Source organism: Pseudoalteromonas sp. AWM4_233, assembly GCF_056158285.1.
Genome location: NZ_JBSWSZ010000030.1, coordinates 2,216 through 2,570 on the forward strand (window position 1 = coordinate 2,216; position 355 = coordinate 2,570).

Annotated in this window: 1 protein-coding gene; it reads left to right on the top strand. The window is 41.1% G+C overall.

Annotation, left to right across the window (positions count from 1 at the left end; genetic code table 11):
- Positions 1-75 precede the first annotated feature (75 nt).
- Positions 76-351 (top strand): hypothetical protein, encoded by a 276-nt coding sequence (locus tag ACXAC4_RS18940; protein WP_475164652.1) that lies wholly within the window; start codon positions 76-78, stop codon positions 349-351.
- Positions 352-355: the final 4 nt, after the last annotated feature.

The following is a 355-nucleotide window of genomic DNA, read 5'->3' on the forward strand; positions in this document are numbered from 1 at the left end:
CGTAACATACGTATTGCTAAGGTTAACGACGGTTAGATTCACCTCTTACACAGCACCTCTGAAGTTGAACTGAAAGTGGTTGCTATTGATGTTGCTGGTAACGTATCAGAAGAAGCGTCAATTTATATCAGTGTTCAAAATGCGGTGGATACAGTTGCAGAGAAAACACCAATGATTGCTGCTGATCAAGCATTTGAAGTGAGTGAAAATGTAGCAATTGGCACTATTGTCGGTAAGCTTTCTGTTATGGACCAAGATGACAACCTTGAAAGCTTTGAAGTAACAGGCTCTGATGCATTTGCAATCGACACTGATAGGTGCTGTGTAAGAGGTGAATCTAACCGTCGTTAACCTT